This window comes from Streptomyces sp. ActVer, assembly GCF_027270795.1.
Lineage (GTDB): Bacteria > Actinomycetota > Actinomycetes > Streptomycetales > Streptomycetaceae > Streptomyces > Streptomyces umbrinus_A.
On record NZ_JAPWHT010000992.1, the window covers coordinates 1 to 712 of the forward strand.

At 73.5% G+C, this 712-nt stretch carries 1 protein-coding gene; it reads right to left on the minus strand.

Translation table 11 applies throughout. The annotated features are described in order from the left end of the window. Positions 1-712, minus strand: a 712-nt coding sequence (locus O3Q52_RS53785) for a right-handed parallel beta-helix repeat-containing protein (protein WP_269655643.1), incomplete at both ends; no start/stop codon positions are given.

Here is a 712-nt window from a genome sequence, read left to right on the forward strand (position 1 = left end):
CAGCAGCGGGTTGGTGCAGCCGCGCACCGCGATCGCGGGCGCGCCGCCGATCACCTCGGGGCGGTCGAGCTCCGGCGCCGAGTCCTCCTCGAGGAGCAGCCCGGTCTGGTCGCAGTCGCGCACGGTCAGACCGGTCAGGGCCGGGGAGGCCGCCCCGGCGACGCGCAGCGCGGCGCCCTGCGCACCGTCGATCCAGCAGTCCTCGAAGGTGCCGCGCGCCCGGTCGGTGACCAGCACGCCGTGCCCGCGGGTGCGCGAGACGCGGCAGCGGCGCAGTACCGGGTCGGTGCCCTTGGCCAGGACGATCCCGTTGCCCGACGAGCCAGTGACGCGGACGTCCTCCAGCGTCGTACGGCCCCCGCTGCTCAGGTGCACACCGGTACTGGTGTCGTGCACGACGGTGCGGATCACCGAGAGGCTGCTGTTCTCCTCCAGGGCGATGGAAGGCTTGTCGGTGGAGGAGATGTCGCAGTCCTCGACGGTGCCGCGGGACTCGCCGTTGGCGAGCAGGCCGTTGCCTCGGGCGTCGCGCACCGTGCAGCCGCGCACCCGTGCCTCGCCCTGTTCTGCGAGGACCAGGCCACTGGTGCCCAGGTGCTCGAAGGTGCAGGTCTCCACGGTGGTGGGCGTGGTCGAGGTGACCACAATGCCGGCGCCCTGCGAGTTGCTCACCCGGCAGTCGCGCAGCGCGAGTGAGCCGACGCCGCCGGCC